Below are 17,743 nucleotides of genomic sequence, written 5' to 3'. Positions count from 1 at the left end.
AGGGCTACCGCAAGGGTGAGTTCTCCCCGGTGGAGGCGACCCGGGCGGCCCTGGAGCGGGCCGGGCGCGTCCGGGACGGTTCCGTCCCCGCACGGCACGCGCACGTGCCCCTCGCCGTCCGGCGCCGTCGGCACGCGGGCCCCCGGTCCGGCGGTGGGCGCCAGCCGCAGGGCCGACTCGCCGATCCGCAGCAGCGATCCCGGGGCGAACCGCACCGGACGGTCCTCCACGGGCGCACCGTCCAGGAGGGTGCCGTTGGTGGAACCGAGGTCGGCGACGGTGACGCGGCCGTCGGCGCCCAGGGTGACCGCGCAGTGCAGCCGGGAGACGTCCGGGTCGTCGAGGGGGACGTCGGCGTCGGCGGAGCGGCCGACCCGCACCGGGCCGCCGTGCAGCAGGTGGACGCCGCCCGCGTCCGGCCCGGCGACGACGTGCAGCCGGGCCGGTGCGTCGTCGAGCTCCGGGTGGGGCTCGGGGGCGTCGGGGGCACCCAGATGGAGCATCGCGCCGTCGATCAGTGGGGGCTCACCCAGGGTGCAGCGCCGGGCGTCGAGCCGCTCCGCGCCCGCGTACAGCACCACCGGGCCGTCGTGTCCCGGCACCGCCGAGGCGAGGGCCGACGCCACCGCCGACAGGGCGGTGCCCGCGGGGGCGGTGACCAGCACGTCGCTGCTCGTGGCGCGGGAGCGCCCCTCGGAGCCCGGGGCCGGCGGATCTACGACGGTCAGCCGGATCTGCATCGCCGTCAGCGGTCCCTTCTGCGCGGGCGCGGATCGGACTCCCCCCATCCCGCACGCGCACCTCGGCCAGTTCTGCACGCATCCTCGCACCTGCCGCCGGCAGTCCGCCCGCCACCCGGGAAGAAGTGATCTTGATTGGTCGGCTCTGCCCGCAAAAGTGCCTGACCGGTGCCGCGCCGCCGACCGATCGGTGACCACTTGAGATCGGTCACGTCCGTGTTCGGCAACCAACAGGCCCGAGAGGAGCGTCTTTCCTTCGAACATGTGCGAGAACGTGTGCGAGTGTCGCCGGGGCGGCGAGGAGCGCGGGAACCGCGGACCGTCACGGAGAAGCGTGGACGAAGGGCCGTGGGGCCCTTGCCGGACGACAGCCCGGTGCCGCGTGTGCGGCACTACAGTGGGTCGGAACACAGACCAGCCAGGCAAGCAGCAGGGAGCGCGTGACGTGCGGCCAGTCGGCAGCAAGTACCTGCTCGAGGAGCCGCTCGGACGCGGCGCCACGGGCACCGTCTGGCGCGCCCGCGTGGGGGCACCCCCAGGTGCGCCGGCGCACGACGGGAGGGAGACGGCGGGCGCCGAGGGGGCCTCACCCGGCCGGCCCGGAGAGACCGTCGCGATCAAGGTCCTCAAGGAGGAGCTGGCCGGCGACGCCGACGTCGTCATGCGGTTCCTGCGGGAGCGGTCGGTGCTGCTGCGGCTGACCCACCCCAACATCGTCCGGGTGCGCGACCTGGTCGTCGAGGGCGATCTGCTCGCCCTGGTGATGGACCTGGTCGAGGGCCCCGATCTGCATCGCTACCTGCGCGAGAACGGCCCCTTCACGCCGATCGCCGCGGCCCTGCTGACCGCGCAGGTCGCCGACGCGCTCGCCGCCAGCCACGCCGACGGCGTCGTCCACCGCGACCTGAAGCCCGCCAACGTGCTGCTGCGCCAGGAAGGAGGGCAGATGCACCCGATGCTGACCGACTTCGGCATCGCGCGCCTCGCCGACTCCCCCGGCCTGACCCGCACCCACGAGTTCGTCGGCACGCCCGCGTACATCGCACCGGAGTCCGCCGAGGGCCGCCCGCAGACCTCCGCCGTCGACGTCTACGGCGCCGGGATCCTGCTGTACGAGCTGGTCACCGGCCGTCCGCCGTTCGGCGGCGCCTCCGCCCTGGAGGTGCTCCACCAGCACCTGAGTGCCGAGCCGCGCCGCCCGTCCACGGTCCCCGACCCGCTCTGGACGGTCATCGAGCGCTGCCTGCGCAAGAACCCCGAGCAGCGGCCCGCCGCCGAGAACCTCGCCCGCGCCCTGCGCGTCGTCGCCGAGGGCGTCGGCGTGCACGCGAACTCCGCGCAGATCGCCGCCGCCGACAACGTCGGCGCGCTGCTGGCGCCCGACCCGGCCCCGGCCGCCGTGCCCGGCTCGGCCGACCCCACGCAGATGCTGCCGCACGGCCAGGCGGGTGCCGGGACCTACGACCCGGGCGCCGCGACCAGCGTCCTGCCGCACACCGGCGTTCCCGATCCGGCCGGCGCCGCCGACCCCACCGCCGTGCTGCCGCACACGGGGGCCGCCGATCCGACCGCCATCATGCCGCCGGTGCCGCAGAACCAGCCCGAACAGCAGCCCGGCGGGCCCGAGCAGCCCCACCCCTGGCAGAACCAGCTGCGGGCCGCCCGCGACCGCAACGAGCAGACGCAGATCCAGTACCTCGACCCCGGTGAGGACCCTCTCCGCCGCCGGCCCCAGCGCCAGGTCGCCCGGCCGCAGCAGCGGCCCCAGCAGCGCCCGCCGCAGGGGTACGGGCCGCCGCAGCACCAGCAGCAGTACGCGCCGCAGCAGCCGCAGCAGTATGCGCCGCCACGGCACCAGGAGCCGCAGCGGTACGCCCCGGCGCCGCAGCACCAGCAGCCGCAGCGGTACGCCCCCGCGCCCCCGCAGCACCAGGAGCCGCAGCGGCCCGCCCGGGAGCCCCGGGAGCCGCGTCAGCGCAGCGCCAACCCGATGAGGATTCCCGGGCTCGGCTGCCTGAAGGGCTGCCTCGTCACGATCCTCGTGCTGTTCGTCGCCGGATGGCTGGTCTGGGAGCTCAGCCCGCTGAAGGACTGGATGGGCACCGGCCGCAGCTACTGGGGCCAGCTGAGCGACTGGTTCGACACGATCACCGGCTGGATCGGCGGCCTGGCCGACAGCGGCTCCTCCCTGGGTGGCCCCGGCAACTGACCCCCGCCCGGCACTTCCCGGTTCGTGGATTTGTCGACAGCCGGCGGGTGATTTCCGTCTCCGCGGTGAAGTTCGGCCGGTCGGACGCGTAGTTTTGGCGACAACACGCGTCTGTAGGAGCAGCCTTGGCACGGAAGATCGGCAGCCGGTACACCGCCCACCAGATCCTCGGGCGGGGCAGCGCCGGCACGGTGTGGCTGGGTGAGGGGCCGGACGGCCCCGTCGCCATCAAGCTGCTGCGCGAGGACCTCGCCTCCGACGAGGAGCTCGTGGGCCGCTTCGTGCAGGAGCGCACGGCACTGCTCGGCCTGGAGCACCCGAACGTGGTGTCGGTCCGCGACCTCGTCGTCGACGGCAACGACCTCGCCCTCGTCATGGACCTCGTCCGGGGCACCGACCTGCGGACCCGGCTGGAGCGGGAGCGGCGGCTGGCTCCCGAGGCGGCGGTGTCGATCGCGGCGGACGTCGCCGACGGACTCGCCGCGGCGCACGCGTCCGGTGTCGTGCACCGGGACGTGAAGCCGGAGAACATCCTGCTCGACATGCAGGGTCCACTGGGCCCCGGCGGCTCGCACCCCGCGCTGCTGACGGACTTCGGGGTCGCGAAGCTGATCGACACGCCGAAGCGGACCCGCGCCACGAAGATCATCGGCACCCCTGACTACCTGGCCCCGGAGATCGTGGAGGGCCTGCCGCCCCGGGCATCCGTCGACATCTACGCCCTGGCCACGGTGCTGTACGAGCTGCTGGCGGGCTTCACGCCGTTCGGCGGCGGGCACCCCGGGGCGGTGCTGCGCCGCCACGTCACGGAGGCCGTCGTCCCCCTGCCCGGCATCCCCGAGGAGCTGTGGCAGCTCCTCGTCCAGTGCCTGGCCAAGGCGCCCGCCTCCCGCCTGCGCGCCTCCGAGCTGGCGGCACGGCTGCGCGAGCAGCTGCCGACGCTCGTGGGGATGCCGCCGCTGGACGTGGACGAACCGGACGCGGAGATTCCCGGTGAGGACGGGACGCCGGGGCGGGACGCGCCCGGCCCCGCGAACGGCACCGCCTCCGAGAGGGCGACGGCCGGGGGATCCCCGGGCGGGCGCGTGCGGCGGGGCGCCGTGCCGCTCGTCCCCGGGGCCAGGCCCGACTCCAACCGCGACACCCACACCTCGATGCGGGTGCCGGCGCCGGACGAACTGGCCGGCGGCGCGCACGGCACCGCCCGCGCGCCGAGGAGCGCGGGGGCGCCGCGCCCGGGGTCGGCCCGCAACCGGGCCTCGGCTCGCCGTCGCCGGGTGACGCTCGGCGCCGCGGCGGTGGTACTGGTCGCCGCGGCCGGAGTGGGTGCCTGGGTGGCGACGTCCGAGGACGACGCGGGGGCGACGCCACCGGGCCGGACGGCACCTGCCGCCCCCTGACGGCACCGCCCCCTGCCCACCTGCGCCGCCCCGGCGTCACCCGGGTCGCCCCGGTGGCAGGGCGGGGGAGCCCGGAGCCGGTGCCCGCCCGCCTGCCCGGCCCCGACGGCGGCACGACGCCCCGGGCCGGGTTTTCGGGGAGGCCGGGGCGGGGGTGGGCCGCCCGGCACCCGGGGAGGCCCGTACCCCTTGTCGGAGCCGTTACGCTGGAGGCGTGGCAGTCGTCGATGTTTCCGAAGAGCTCAAGTCCCTCTCCTCGACCATGGAGTCGATCGAGGCCGTTCTGGACCTCGACAAGCTGAGGGCAGACATCGCCGTGCTCGAGGAGCAGGCGGCAGCGCCGTCCCTGTGGGACAACCCGGACGAGGCGCAGAAGATCACCAGCAAGCTGTCCCACCTCCAGGCGGAGGTGAGGAAGGCCGAGGCCCTGCGCTCGCGGATCGACGATCTCGCCGTGCTGTTCGAGATGGCCGAGGAGGAGGACGACCCGGACACCCGCGCCGAGGCCGAGACCGAGCTCCTCTCCGTCCGGAAGGCCCTGGACGAGATGGAGGTCCGCACCCTCCTCAGCGGTGAGTACGACTCCCGTGAGGCGCTCGTCAACATCCGCGCCGAGGCCGGTGGCGTCGACGCCGCCGACTTCGCCGAGAAGCTCCAGCGCATGTACCTGCGCTGGGCCGAGCAGCGCGGCTACAAGACCGAGGTCTACGAGACGTCGTACGCGGAGGAGGCCGGCATCAAGTCGACCACCTTCGCCGTGCAGGCCCCCTACGCCTACGGCACCCTCTCCGTCGAGCAGGGCACCCACCGCCTGGTGCGCATCTCGCCCTTCGACAACCAGGGGCGCCGCCAGACGTCCTTCGCGGGCGTCGAGATCCTCCCCGTCGTCGAGCAGTCCGACCACGTCGACATCGACGAGTCCGAGCTGCGCATCGACGTCTACCGGTCCTCCGGGCCCGGCGGCCAGGGAGTGAACACGACCGACTCCGCGGTGCGCATCACGCACCTGCCCACCGGCATCGTCGTCTCCTGCCAGAACGAGCGGTCGCAGATCCAGAACAAGGCCACCGCCATGGCCGTCCTCCAGGCCAAGCTGCTGGAGCGGCGCCGTCAGGAGGAGCAGGCCAAGATGGACGCGCTCAAGGGCGACGGCGGCAACTCCTGGGGCAACCAGATGCGCTCCTACGTCCTTCACCCCTACCAGATGGTCAAGGACCTGCGCACCGAGCACGAGGTCGGCAATCCGGACGCCGTATTCAACGGTGAGATCGACGGATTCCTGGAAGCCGGAATTCGCTGGCGCAAGCAGCAGGAGAAGTAACTTTGTCGACAAGGCAACTGCCGCCTCCCCGGCGGCAGTTGCCTTTTCCGTACCCTTGCCGGCACCCCCTGTCCGGGTTTTACGTCACACTCACAACTCCGGGCTCTCCGTAAAGTCGCCTGAACGCGACATTGCGCCCGCAACGCGCTTGACGATGCTCTGGAAAATGGGAAGGGTGCAGGTTGGCATGCGTGATGCCTGGGGCGCATGTGAACCGGGGGCGCGACACACTCAGCTGCCCTCCGTCGATCACGGCCCCGGCCGCGGCCACACCGACGATCGGCTACTGGGGGTAGCAACCACATGACGAAGAAGACGCGGATCCGTGTCGCGCGGATAGCGGCGGCGGCCGTGATCGCCGGCGGCGCCTCGCTGACCGCCGCCGGCGCCGCCTCGGCGCTTGAGATCAACTTCAACCTGGGCGAGGAGACCGCGGGCGGCTGCGACGTCGACAGCGTCGACCCGGACTGCGCCACGTCCGGCGGCACCTCCGAGGGCGGTACCTCAGAGGGTGGTACCTCGCAGGGCGGCACGTCCGAGGGTGGCACGTCCGAGGGTGGTACCTCGCAGGGCGGCACGTCCGAGGGTGGCACGTCCGAGGGTGGCACGTCCGAGGGTGGTACCTCGCAGGGCGGCACGTCCGAGGGTGGTACCTCGCAGGGCGGCACGTCCGAGGGTGGCACGTCCGAGGGTGGTACCTCGGAGGGTGGCACGTCCGAGGGTGGCACGTCCGAGGGTGGCACGTCCGAGGGTGGTACCTCGCAGGGCGGCACGTCCGAGGGTGGCACCTCGCAGGGCGGCACGTCCGAGGGTGGCACGTCCGAGGGTGGTACCTCGGAGGGTGGCACGTCCGAGGGTGGCACGTCCGAGGGTGGCACGTCCGAGGGTGGTACCTCGCAGGGCGGCACGTCCGAGGGTGGTACCTCGCAGGGCGGCACGTCCGAGGGTGGCACGTCCGAGGGTGGTACCTCGCAGGGCGGCACGTCCGAGGGTGGCACGTCCGAGGGTGGCACGTCCGAGGGTGGTACCTCGCAGGGCGGCACGTCCGAGGGTGGTACCTCGCAGGGCGGCACGTCCGAGGGTGGCACGTCCGAGGGTGGTACCTCGGAGGGTGGCACGTCCGAGGGTGGCACGTCCGAGGGTGGCACGTCCGAGGGTGGTACCTCGCAGGGCGGCACGTCCGAGGGTGGCACGTCCGACGGCGGCCTGATCGGCGGCGTCGGTGACGACGGCGGTAGCAACGGCACCGGCGGTAGCAACGGCACCGGCGGCAACAACACCACCCCCGACGGCGGCAACGACAACGCCGCTCAGGAGGCGGGCACCTCCGCCCTCACCGACACCGGCTCCGCCACGTCGTCCACCGGTGGCTCCGGCACCGCGGCCCAGGGCAGCGGCAAGCAGCTCGCCGAGACCGGCGCCGCGCAGACCACCTTCCTGGTCGTCGGCGCCGCCACGATGATCGCCGGCGGTGTGGGCTTCCGCGTCCTGCCGCGCCTCGTGGGCGGTCGCGGCGGGGCCGCCGCCTGACGGCAGCACCGGGCGTGATCCGGCGTCCGGTCGTACGCGCGGCGTAGTCACGGAGGCCGTGAAGAAGGGCCCGGAGCGGTGCGGGCGCCGTTGGTCGGCATCCGCACCGCTCCGGGCCCTCGTGCGTCCTGCGGTCGCGCCGGGCGCCGGGTGGCCGTGTCTCAGACCGTCTGGTGCGCCAGCAGCGCCACCGCGGCGATCAGCACCACCAGCATCGCGATCAGGGCCATCGGGTTCAGGCCGCCGAGGAAGCTCTCCTGCTGCAGCCGCTCGCGGTTCGCACGGCACACCGGGCACCGGCCCTCGCTCACGGGCGCCGCGCAGTTCGCGCACACCAACCGGTCGTACGTCATGCGCTCGCCTCCTTGAACCGGTCCTGTCCGTCACAACGCTCGCGGAAACGCGAACGTTCCCTCTTCCACTGTGCCAGGTTCCCGCGGACCGTGCGCCGGGCGCCTCCAGAATGGGGTGCCTGCAATCTTCCGCACAAAAACACACAACCCGTGCGCAACCGCAACCGGTGACTGCGCCGGTGCACCCGCTTCGCGTATGGTCACGCTCATCTACCCCCGGCGACCCGTGGTGCATCCGTGATCCGATTCGACAACGTCTCCAAGGTCTACCCCAAGCAGACCCGCCCCGCCCTCAGGGATGTGTCCCTGGAGGTGGAGAAGGGTGAGTTCGTCTTCCTCGTGGGATCCTCCGGCTCCGGAAAGTCCACGTTCCTGCGGCTGCTCCTGCGTGAGGAGCGGGCCAGCCACGGCCAGGTGCACGTGCTGGGCAAGGACCTCGCCCGCCTCTCCAACTGGAAGGTGCCGCACATGCGCCGCCAGCTGGGGACGGTGTTCCAGGACTTCCGGCTCCTGCCGAACAAGACGGTCTTCGAGAACGTCGCCTTCGCCCAGGAGGTCATCGGCAAGTCCCGCGGTGAGATCCGCAAGTCCGTGCCGCAGGTGCTCGACCTCGTCGGCCTCGGCGGCAAGGAGGACCGCATGCCGGGCGAGCTGTCCGGTGGCGAGCAGCAGCGTGTCGCCGTCGCACGGGCCTTCGTCAACCGGCCCAAGCTGCTGATCGCCGACGAGCCCACCGGCAACCTGGACCCGCAGACCTCCGTCGGCATCATGAAGCTGCTCGACCGGATCAACCGGACCGGTACGACGGTGATCATGGCGACGCACGACCAGAACATCGTGGACCAGATGCGCAAGCGCGTCATCGAGCTGGAGAAGGGCCGACTCGTCCGCGACCAGGCCCGCGGCGTCTACGGCTACCAGCACTGACACGGCACGAGATCCACGGAAAGGCTTAACCCGTCGCCATGCGCGCCCAGTTCGTTCTCTCCGAGATCGGTGTCGGTCTCCGGCGCAACCTGACGATGACCTTCGCGGTCGTCGTCTCCGTCGCCCTCTCCCTCGCGCTCTTCGGTGGGTCGCTCCTGATGAGCGACCAGGTCAACACCATGAAGGGCTACTGGTACGACAAGGTCAACGTCTCGATCTTCCTCTGCAACAAGAGCGACGCCGAGTCCGACCCCAACTGCGCCAAGGGCGCGGTGACCGAGGACCAGAAGAAGACCATCCGCGCCGACCTGAAGAAGATGCAGATCGTCGACTCGGTCACCTACGAGTCGCAGGACGACGCCTACAAGCACTACAAGGAGCAGTTCGGCAACTCCCCGCTGGCGGCCTCCCTCACGCCGGACCAGATGCAGGAGTCGTACCGGATCAAGCTGAAGTCCCCGGAGAAGTACCTGGTCATCGCGACGGCTTTCAACGGCCGCGACGGTGTGCAGTCGGTGCAGGACCAGAAGGGCATCCTGGACAACCTCTTCACGCTGCTCGGGTACCTCAACTGGGCGGCGAGGCTGGTGATGCTGGTGATGCTCTCGGTGGCGCTGCTGCTGATCGTCAACACCGTCCGGGTGTCGGCGTTCAGCCGCCGGCGTGAGACCGGGATCATGCGGCTGGTCGGCGCGTCCGGCTTCTACATCCAGGCGCCGTTCATCATGGAGGCGGCCGTCGCCGGGGTGATCGGCGGCACCATCGCCTGCGCGTTCCTCGTCCTCGGGCAGTACTTCGTGATCGACCACGGAGTGGCGCTGGCCGACAAGCTCCAGCTCATCAACTTCGTCGGCTGGGACGCCGTGCTCACCAAGCTGCCGCTCATCCTCGCGGCGAGCTTCCTGATGCCCGCGTTGGCCGCGTTCTTCGCGCTGCGCAAGTACCTGAAGGTGTGACACACGCCAAGAGGGCCGTACGGTCAACCCGCCGTGCGGCCCTCCGGCTCTGTCCTAGACTCACCGCCATGTCAGGTCGTGACCTGTTTCGACAGCCCCGCCGCACCGGCCGCGGGGCCACCCTGGCATTGGTGTTCGCCAGTGTGCTCGTCGCCGGCGCCGCCACCGGTTCCTTCCCGGAGACAGGCCGTGGGCCCGACTCCGGTGAGGCCCGGACCGTCGTCCCCGTGAGCCGTCCCGAGCAGGTCGCCCGGGCCGCCGCCGAGGCGATGGCCGACGGCAAGTCCCCGACGGAGGCCGCCGAGCGCGTCGTCAGCCGCAGCGGCGACCGCTGGGCCGCCGTGTACTCGCGGGGCGAGTACGAGGAGTTCGAGGAGGCCCTCGACGGCCGCTACACCGGCGTCGGCCTTTCGGCGCGGCGTGAGCGGGGCGGGCGGATCGAGGTGACGGGCGTGGCCACCGGGTCGCCCGCCGCCGGGGCCGGGATCCGTGCCGGTGACCGGCTGCGCAGCGTCGACGGCCACCGGGTCGACGGCCGCCCGGTCACCGAGGTCGTCTCCTTACTGCGTGGCGACGCCACCGACGCCCCCGCCGGGACGGCCGTCACCCTCGGCATGGAGCGCGGCAGGCACCTCTGGAGCACGACGCTGCGCCGCGCGCGGCTGTCCACCGGTTCGGTCACCGAGCGCACGCTCGCCGGCGGCGTCACCGTCATCAGGATCGCGGCGTTCACCAAGGGCGTCGGCGACGCCGTCCGCACCGCAGTGCACCGGGCCGTGGCCGGAGCCGGTGTCGTGCTGGACCTGCGCGGCAACTCCGGCGGTCTGGTCACCGAGGCCGTCACCACCGCCTCCGTCTTCCTGGACGGCGGCCTGGTCGCCACCTACGACGTGGACGGCGATCAGCGCGCCCTGCACGCCGAGCCGGGCGGCGACACCACCAGACCCCTGGTCGCGCTCGTCGACGGTGGGACCATGAGCGCGGCCGAGCTGCTCACCGGTGCCCTGAAGGACCGGGGACGGGCGGTCGTCGTGGGCTCCCGCACCTTCGGCAAGGGGTCCGTCCAGATGCCGAGCCGACTGCCGGACGGCTCGGTGGCCGAGCTGACCGTGGGCCACTACCGCACCCCGTCCGGCCGCGGGGTCGACGGCACCGGCATCGCACCGGACCTGGAGGCCGACGGAAGGGCGCTCCAGCGCGCGCAGACCGTGCTGAGCGGGCTGGGCCCGGTGGGCCGGCCCGGTCGCCCCACCGGGTAAACCGCTTCCGGTCCACCCCCTGCACAGTGCGAAAATGGACGGCACTATGGCTAAGGAAAAAGGGCGCAAGCTGATCGCGCAGAACAAGAAGGCGCGGCACGACTACCTCATCCTCGACACCTACGAGGCCGGGCTGGTCCTGACCGGTACCGAGGTGAAGTCGCTGCGCCAGGGGCGCGCCTCGCTGGCCGACGGGTTCGTCCAGCTCGACGGGCACGAGGCGTGGCTGTACAACGTGCACGTGCCCGAGTACAGCCAGGGCACCTGGACCAATCACAGCGCCCGCCGCAAGCGCAAGCTGCTGCTGCACCGTGCGGAGATCGACAAGCTCCAGGCGACGTCCCAGGAGACGGGGCACACGATCGTGCCCCTGGCCCTGTACTTCAAGGACGGCCGCGCCAAGGTCGAGATCGCGCTGGCGAAGGGCAAGAAGGAGTACGACAAGCGGCAGACGCTGCGTGAGAAGCAGGACCGGCGCGAGGCCGAGCGCGCCATGTCGGCGGTGCGCAGGCGGCAGCGGGCCTGAGCCGGCGCGGCCGGGACCCGTTCGCCGCAGGGCGCCACCAACCTGCGGTGACCCCGGGACGGCCACTGGGCGGCCGGAGGGAATACGGTGGCATCGGTGGGCGTTGTTCCCTTACGATGGCACTCGCACCGCACAGCGGGTGCGCACCTTGAGAAATCAACATGGGGATGATCGGTTTCGACAGCGGCTGTCGAAACAGGGGAAGCGTGTCGAGGAAGCGGCCATGATCTCGTAAACCACAGGCCGAAAAAAATAATCGCCAACACCAAGCGCGATTCCTCCCAGCAGGCCTTCGCCCTCGCTGCCTGATAGGCAGCGCGAGCGAGCCTCCTACTAAGGGAGTGTCAGCCCGGGGATGTTCCCGACCCGGATCCTGGCATCAGCTAGGGGACTCAACCTCCAGCCCGGTCACGGGGTGAAGAGGGAAACCAGACAGTGACTGAGCCCGTCGGAGACTTGTCCGCGTGATCTCCGGGGCTGAGAAAAGCACAGCGGACTGCACACGGAGAAGCCCTGGTTCCGCACCGTTGGACGCGGGTTCGATTCCCGCCATCTCCACCAACCCCTCCGGGGGTACCCCATGTGGGGCAAGGCCCTGTCGCTCACGAGCGACGGGGCCTTCGTCCTGTCCGCCCGTTCTCCCCGCCGGGCGAGCGGGCGATCGCGGCGCTCACCTGGCGCAACACCACCGAGGCCGGCCGGTGCGGCCCGGAAGGGCGCGTGTCGCGGGCCCGGCGGACGGGCGGCACGGCACGGCGGTGTTTCCTCCCCCGTGGTGACGACGTCGCCCGTGCGCGTGACGGCGGCTCCGGTCAGGTACCGGCCGGCGCGCCGGAACGCGATACGCAGGAGTGACCTGTACAGGGCAAGCGGATAGGTGCGGGGTGGCGCCTCAGCGGGCTGTCTGCCGACGGACGAGGGCGACGAGCAGGGACGGCCGGGCCGCCGCCACCGGCACGCCGTAACCGGCCACAGGTGACACGTGCTCCGCGGTCCAACCGCCGATCGCGCTGCCGGCCGCGGTGCCGGCGAGGATTTTGGTCACCGCGAGGGTCGTGCCCTCGCTGAGGCGCCCCTCGGGGGTGCGCTGCTGGACCGGCGTCATCGTCGTGATCACGGTGGGCGCGGTGGCCGAGCCGGCGACGAGGAGGGCCGCGGCCAGCAGCGGCAGCGCATCGGTCAGCGTGCCCGCCTCGGGGAAGAGCGCGCGGCACGGGAGGGCCGCCGGTGCCGGCCCAGGGTGAAGCACGGTTCGTCCGCGGCCTGTTCGAAGGCAGCGAGGCACTGCACACATCCGATCCTCGCCGTCGTCGGCTTCGCCGCCCTGCCGCACACCGTCGTGACACCCCTCGCCGACCCCGTTCCCCTGTCACCGGTCTCGCCGGTGTGGCGAAAAGGGCTGGTACAGCCGGGACTCGACGCCCTGCGCCGGGCTGCTCGCGGCGGCGGAAGGGTGGTCGAGGCCACCTGTTGATGGATGGATTCCGGACAGTGACAAAGACACAATGCGGTTCCACAAACGACACGTGGCGAACAGAGCGCCCCAGCGTGCGCTACATTCGTGGCCTGAGCACGGTGTGGTAAAAGAGGCGCTCGGGCTGGGTGGGGGCCTGGTCCGGTCGGCAGGGTGCTCGGGGTCGGGTGCGCTTCCAGAACTGTCCCCGGGGGGATGTACGCGCGTGAACAAGTGGCGGGAAGACGCCCAACCGGAGTGGTCCGAGGACGCGTCCGCGACTCGGAACATGCCGCCGTCGAGGGGCGATGCACAGGGGTTCCCGGACACCGGACCGCTTCCGGGGGCGGGGCAAAACGTTGCACCCGGCGAGGCCGGACACCGCGGTGCGGGCGGCCCGGGACGTCAGCGAGGCCCGGCCGGCACGGACGGTCCCGTCGGCGGCGGTCCGTCGTCCGGGGGCGCCACGGACTTCCTGTCGCGGGCGGCGCGGGCACGGCTGGGAGCCCCGGCCGGGGCTCCCCAGGCCTTCGGCACCACCGACCCGGACGCCGACGCCACCGCGGCCCTGCCCCGGACCGGCCCCGCCGACTCCACCCGGGTACTGCCCTCGGCCCGGCCCGCCGCCCCGCTGCGCGACCCGTGGGCCGAATCCGCCGCCGACGCCATGTCCGGCACGGAGACCATCCCCGGCCCCCCTGCCGGGAACGCCGCCGACACCGAGCACACCCACGACCCGCACGAGGTGACGATCCAGCTCGACGCCGTCCAGCTCGGCGTGGGCGGGCTGGAGCCGGCAGGTGCCCACACGGGCGGCGTGCCGGACGCCGACGGGCCCGTCTTCGTCGACGAGTCGGGACGCCGCAGCCGTACCTTCCGCCGGCTCGGCATCGTCGTCGGCCTCGCCTGCGCCGTCTACGCGGTCGTCATCGTCGCCACCGTGCTGTCCGGCAACTCCAGCGCGCCGTGGCTGCCCGTGCCGGACCAGGAGGTGGGGCAGCCCGCCGGTGACGTCGAGACCACGCCGCTGCCCAGCGACTCGGCGGCCACCCCGTCACCCTCCGCCTCGGGCGCCTCCGCCGGTCCCGCCGGCCCGCCCAGTGCCGGCGGGGTGACCACCGCTCCGGTCGGCGGGGTCCGGCCCACCGCCTCCGGCAGTGCGGTGCAGCCCAGCACGTCCGTCGCCGCCGAGCCCTCGGCGAGCGCGTCCACCAAGCCCAGCACGGGCGCCAGCACCCAGCCCGCTCCCGCGTCGACCCCGCCGGTCGTCACCTCCCCGGAACCGTCGAACACGACCGCGGACCCCTCGCCCGATCCCTCCCCGTCCGCCGCCGGCGGTACGGGACCCGTGGCCGACGGCGCCGCGGAACCGGTCGTCGCCGAGTCGAGTCCCGCGGTCTCGCCCTCGCCCACGGAGAACCTCGTCTGATGGCATTCCGCTCGACCCGCCGCTCCCCGGACAGCGCTTCCCGGCGGCGGTGGCTCCCCCTGCGCTACCTGCTGCCCGTCCTCGTGCTGTTCGCCATGCTGGCGATGCTGATGCTGCGCGGCTACGTGCACAGCGAGATCCTCGCCGACTTCCGGGTCCGGCCCGGCACGGCCGACGACAAGGTGCCGGAGCAGATCCTCGAAGGCGGGCCGGTCATCGACACCCGGGGCAAGACGCCGACCACCCTGCGGGTGCCGGACCACCGCGTCGTCCTCACCTTCGACGACGGTCCCGACCCCACCTGGACCCCGAGAGTCCTGGACGTCCTGAAGAAGAACCACGCGCACGCCGTCTTCTTCGTCACCGGCACCATGGCCTCGCGCTACCCCGAGCTGATCCGTCGCATGGTCGACGAGGGCCACGAGGTGGGCCTGCACACCTTCAACCACCCCGACCTCTCCTACCAGTCCAAGCGGCGCATCGACTGGGAGCTGTCCCAGAACCAGCTCGCCCTGGCCGGCGCGGCCGGCATCCGCACCTCCCTGTTCCGGCCGCCGTACTCCTCCGAGTCCGAGAACATGGACAACGCGTCCTGGCCGGTCACCGAGTACATCGGCAGCCTCGGATACCTGACCGTCGTCAACGACACCGACAGCGAGGACTGGCAGAAGCCGGGCGTCGACGAGATCATCCGCCGGGCGAAGCCGGAGCACGGCCAGGGCGCCATCATCCTCATGCACGACTCCGGCGGCGACCGCCACCAGACCGTGCGTGCGCTGGCGAGGTTCCTCCCGGAGCTCCAGGAGGAGGGCTACCGGTTCCAGAACCTCACCGAGGCCCTCGACGCGCCGTCCGCGCACACCAAGGTCACCGGTGCGGAGCTGTGGAAGGGCAAGGCCTGGATCTTCCTGGTCTCCGCCTCCGACGACGTCACCGACATCCTGGCCGTGGGTCTCGCCGTCATCGGCTTCCTGGTCTTCGCCCGCTTCGGCCTGATGCTGCTGCTGTCCGGCCTGCACGCCCGCCGCACCCGCCGCAAGAACTTCCGCTGGGGTCCGGAGCCCGTCACCGAACCGGTGTCGGTGCTGGTACCGGCCTACAACGAGGCCAAGTGCATCGAGAACACGGTCCGTTCCCTGATGCGCAGCGAGCACCCCATCGAGATCATCGTCATCGACGACGGCTCCTCCGACGGCACCGCCCGCATCGTGGAGGCGATGGGCCTGCCCAACGTGCGCGTCGTCCGGCAGCTCAACGCGGGCAAGCCGGCCGCGCTCAACCGGGGTCTGGCCAATGCCCGTTACGACATCATCGTGATGATGGACGGTGACACCGTCTTCGAACCGGCCACCGTCCGCGAGCTCGTGCAGCCCTTCTCCGACCCGCGTGTCGGCGCCGTCGCCGGCAACGCCAAGGTGGGCAACAAGGACACCCTGATCGGCGCCTGGCAGCACATCGAGTACGTGATGGGCTTCAACCTGGACCGCCGTATGTACGACGTCCTGCAGTGCATGCCGACGATCCCCGGCGCGGTCGGCGCCTTCCGCCGCTCCGCCCTGGAGCGGGTGGGCGGCATGAGCGACGACACCCTCGCCGAGGACACCGACATCACCATGGCCATTCACCGCGACGGCTGGCGGGTGGTGTACGCGGAGAAGGCCCGCGCCTGGACCGAGGCACCGGAGTCCGTGCAGCAGCTGTGGTCGCAGCGCTACCGCTGGTCCTACGGCACGATGCAGGCCATCTGGAAGCACCGCGGCGCCCTGCTGGACCGGGGCCCGTCGGGCCGCTTCGGCCGTGTCGGCCTGCCCCTGGTCTCCCTGTTCATGGTGGTGGCGCCGCTGCTGGCCCCGCTGATCGACATCTTCCTCATCTACGGCCTGCTCTTCGGCCCGACCGAGAAGACGATCCTGGCCTGGCTCGGCGTCCTCGCCGTCCAGGCGGTCTGCGCCGCCTACGCCTTCATCCTCGACCGCGAGCCGCTGACACCACTGATCTCACTGCCGCTCCAGCAGATCCTCTACCGCCAGATCATGTACGTCGTGCTCCTGCAGTCCTGGATCACCGCCCTCACCGGCGGCCGGCTGCGCTGGCAGAAGCTGCGCCGCAAGGGCGGGGTGTCGGCCCCGCCGTCGGCGCCCGGCCAGCGGAGCCCGGTCATGGACGGGAGTTCGGCCTGATGGACACCCAGGCGACCCCGCCGTACCCGTTCCCGTCCGCGCGTCAGGAAGCCCCGCCCGTGACCGCACCGCCCGGCGTGCCGTTCGGCACGAGAGAGGCGCCCCCGGCGCCCCCTGCCGACCAGCCCCGCCGCGGCCCCGTCCGCGACCGGTACTTCGACCTGCTGCGGGCGATAGCCCTCTTCCGCGTCGTCTTCTACCACCTCACGGGCTGGGCCTGGCTGCCGGTGGTGTTCCCGTCGATGGGCGTCATGTTCGCCCTCGCCGGCAACCTGATGGCCCGCTCCCTCAAGCGCCCTCCGCTGCAGGTCGTCCGCAGCCGCATGCGCCGACTGCTGCCGCCGCTGTGGATGCTCGGCGCGATCGGCGTCACCGGCATGGTCCTCCAGGGCTGGGGTCCCCACGAGGACGGCCATCCGGGCTGGTGGTGGCTGCACCTCACGTTCTGGATCGTCCCGCTGAGCGACCCGCCGTACGCCGAGGGCGTGCACGGCATCCACGGCATCCTCGGCGACGGCTGGGCGGCGGAGATCGCCGGACCGCTGTGGTACATCCGTGCCTACCTCTGGTACGTGATGCTGTCACCGCTGATCCTGAAGGCGCTGCGCAAGGCGCCGTGGCCGACCGTCGTCGCGCCGATCGCGATCTCGGCCGCCTTCGAGTTCGGCTACCTCGACTTCCTGCCCGGGGAGCGATTCCCCTCCGCGCTCACCGACTTCAGCACCTTCGGGGCCTGCTGGATCCTCGGCATGGCGCACCAGGAGGGCGTCCTGAAGCGCCTTCCGCGCTACATCGTCCCCTCCGTGGTCCCGGCGATCGCGGCGGCCGGCATGTGGTACGCGGTGTCCCACGGCTTCAAGGCGGGCCACGACCTGGACGACATCCCCTTCGCACAGGCCCTGTGGTCCTTCGCGACGGTCCTGATGCTGCTGCACGTGAGCCCGTCCTGGTCCGAGTGGCCCCGGCCGCTGCGCCCCCTGGACCGCGCGGTGACCCTGCTCAACTCCCGTGCCGTGACCATCTACCTGTGGCACAACGTCTGCATCCTCATCGCCGCCACGGTGTGGGACCAGATGTGGCGCGTGGACACCCTCGCGATGAACGCCCCCTGGCTGCTGCAGAGTCTCTGGCCCGTCCTGGCGATCACCTGGGTCCTCATCGGCAGTTGCATCATCTGGTTCGGCTGGGTGGAAGACCTGGCGGCCAAGCGCCGGCCGCAGCTGTGGCCGGACGGTTCGGCCAGGCGCGGGCGCAGGAGGTCCCGCGCGCGAACCCACCGCGCCTGACGACGTCGGGGCCGGCCCCTGGACACGGGGCCGGCCCCGACGGCCGTCGCGGGCCGGCCGTGCCGACGACCTCCGCCGGTTCGGCGGCGGCCGCGGCACCGAGACCGTGGGGTGGTCGGGCTGAGCCCGGGGCCGCGGGGGCACCGGGCTCACCCCGACGCGGCCCGGACCTGC

The 17,743-nt window shown here is 72.1% G+C and carries 14 protein-coding genes, 1 other RNA gene and 1 pseudogene; 12 read left to right on the top strand and 4 right to left on the bottom strand.

Translation table 11 applies throughout. The annotated features are described in order from the left end of the window. Positions 1 to 740, bottom strand: a 740-nt coding sequence (locus I3F54_RS11700) for an FHA domain-containing protein (RefSeq protein WP_240118628.1), incomplete at its 3' end; no start/stop codon positions are given. A 445-nt stretch (positions 741 to 1,185) separates the two neighbouring features. Between I3F54_RS11700 and I3F54_RS11695 the strand changes: the two genes are divergently transcribed. From I3F54_RS11695 to prfB, 3 genes are all read left to right on the top strand, one after another. Further along, positions 1,186 to 2,949, top strand: a complete 1,764-nt coding sequence (locus tag I3F54_RS11695; RefSeq protein ID WP_240118617.1) for a serine/threonine-protein kinase — start codon at positions 1,186 to 1,188, stop codon at positions 2,947 to 2,949. A 125-nt stretch (positions 2,950 to 3,074) separates the two neighbouring features. After that, a complete protein-coding gene (locus tag I3F54_RS11690) occupies positions 3,075 to 4,349 on the top strand; it encodes a serine/threonine-protein kinase (protein ID WP_240118616.1) in 1,275 nt (424 codons plus the stop codon). A gap of 214 nt (positions 4,350 to 4,563) precedes the next feature. Continuing rightward, entirely contained in the window at positions 4,564 to 5,670 is a 1,107-nt protein-coding gene (gene prfB / locus I3F54_RS11685; RefSeq protein WP_240118615.1) for a peptide chain release factor 2, read from the top strand. 504 nt (positions 5,671 to 6,174) lie between these two features. Here the strand turns inward: prfB and I3F54_RS32515 are convergent. Both I3F54_RS32515 and I3F54_RS11675 read right to left on the bottom strand, forming a co-directional pair. Beyond that, positions 6,175 to 7,209, bottom strand: coding sequence for a pentapeptide repeat-containing protein (locus I3F54_RS32515; protein ID WP_374205905.1), 1,035 nt, complete (start codon positions 7,207 to 7,209; stop codon positions 6,175 to 6,177). A gap of 152 nt (positions 7,210 to 7,361) precedes the next feature. Continuing rightward, complete coding sequence (locus tag I3F54_RS11675) at positions 7,362 to 7,553, bottom strand: hypothetical protein (RefSeq protein ID WP_240118613.1); 192 nt, start codon at positions 7,551 to 7,553, stop codon at positions 7,362 to 7,364. 237 nt (positions 7,554 to 7,790) lie between these two features. Between I3F54_RS11675 and ftsE the strand changes: the two genes are divergently transcribed. From ftsE to ssrA, 5 genes are all read left to right on the top strand, one after another. Then, entirely contained in the window at positions 7,791 to 8,480 is a 690-nt protein-coding gene (gene ftsE / locus I3F54_RS11670; RefSeq protein WP_205384056.1) for a cell division ATP-binding protein FtsE, read from the top strand. A gap of 38 nt (positions 8,481 to 8,518) precedes the next feature. Further along, positions 8,519 to 9,436 carry a permease-like cell division protein FtsX gene (gene ftsX, locus I3F54_RS11665; protein ID WP_240118612.1) on the top strand — a complete coding sequence of 306 codons (918 nt, stop codon included), beginning with the start codon at positions 8,519 to 8,521 and terminating at the stop codon, positions 9,434 to 9,436. Positions 9,437 to 9,504: 68 nt separating this feature from the next. Continuing rightward, complete coding sequence (locus I3F54_RS11660) at positions 9,505 to 10,695, top strand: S41 family peptidase (protein WP_240118611.1); 1,191 nt, start codon at positions 9,505 to 9,507, stop codon at positions 10,693 to 10,695. 46 nt (positions 10,696 to 10,741) lie between these two features. Further along, a complete protein-coding gene (gene smpB, locus I3F54_RS11655) occupies positions 10,742 to 11,221 on the top strand; it encodes an SsrA-binding protein SmpB (protein ID WP_240118610.1) in 480 nt (159 codons plus the stop codon). A gap of 163 nt (positions 11,222 to 11,384) precedes the next feature. Then, positions 11,385 to 11,782, top strand: a transfer-messenger RNA (tmRNA) gene (gene ssrA / locus I3F54_RS11650). A gap of 331 nt (positions 11,783 to 12,113) precedes the next feature. On the opposite strand, the gene I3F54_RS11645 is transcribed toward ssrA, so the two are convergent. Further along, entirely contained in the window at positions 12,114 to 12,470 is a 357-nt protein-coding gene (locus I3F54_RS11645) for a hypothetical protein (RefSeq protein WP_374205903.1), read from the bottom strand. A gap of 42 nt (positions 12,471 to 12,512) precedes the next feature. Here I3F54_RS11645 and I3F54_RS11640 point away from each other — a divergent pair. From I3F54_RS11640 to I3F54_RS11625, 4 genes and pseudogenes are all read left to right on the top strand, one after another. After that, positions 12,513 to 12,717, top strand: a pseudogene (locus I3F54_RS11640) (LysR family transcriptional regulator); the annotation flags it as partial. A gap of 246 nt (positions 12,718 to 12,963) precedes the next feature. Continuing rightward, positions 12,964 to 14,103, top strand: coding sequence for a hypothetical protein (locus I3F54_RS32055; protein WP_275676025.1), 1,140 nt, complete (start codon positions 12,964 to 12,966; stop codon positions 14,101 to 14,103). Continuing rightward, a complete protein-coding gene (locus tag I3F54_RS11630; protein ID WP_240118627.1) occupies positions 14,103 to 16,283 on the top strand; it encodes a glycosyltransferase in 2,181 nt (726 codons plus the stop codon). The genes I3F54_RS32055 and I3F54_RS11630 overlap by 1 nt, the downstream gene beginning before the upstream one ends. Continuing rightward, positions 16,283 to 17,569 (top strand): acyltransferase, encoded by a 1,287-nt coding sequence (locus I3F54_RS11625; RefSeq protein ID WP_275676003.1) that lies wholly within the window; start codon positions 16,283 to 16,285, stop codon positions 17,567 to 17,569. The genes I3F54_RS11630 and I3F54_RS11625 overlap by 1 nt, the downstream gene beginning before the upstream one ends. The last annotated feature ends 174 nt before the right edge of the window (positions 17,570 to 17,743 follow it).

Source organism: Streptomyces sp. MUM 2J (assembly GCF_022414535.1).
GTDB lineage: Bacteria > Actinomycetota > Actinomycetes > Streptomycetales > Streptomycetaceae > Streptomyces.
The sequence above is the reverse complement of the archived record's forward strand: the minus strand, read 5'-3'. Positions and strand labels throughout refer to the sequence as shown.